1 protein-coding gene is annotated in these 219 nt (G+C 63.5%); it reads left to right on the forward strand.

All coding sequences use genetic code 11. The features are described from left to right. Positions 1-219 (forward strand): hypothetical protein (locus BLX41_RS00190; protein ID WP_148059667.1); only part of this gene is annotated, 219 nt, incomplete at both ends.

A 219-nucleotide genomic window follows, 5' to 3' on the forward strand; every position in this document is an offset into this window, starting at 1 on the left:
CCTGATTGCCGGCAAAGACTTGAACAACGTCGGCACCCTGCGCGCGGCCAATGACCTGTCGGCGGTGGCGGGGGAGAACCTGGTCAATAGTGGGTTGGCGGAGGCGGGCAAGGGCCTGAATCTGACGGCGGGCAAGGATCTGCTGAACAAGGCCGGTGGTGTTATCGCTGGGCGCGATGTGGCCTTGACGGCAACTGATGGGGACGTGGTTAACGAGCG

The sequence above is a fragment of the Pseudomonas protegens genome (assembly GCF_003732485.1).
Lineage (GTDB): Bacteria > Pseudomonadota > Gammaproteobacteria > Pseudomonadales > Pseudomonadaceae > Aquipseudomonas > Aquipseudomonas protegens_B.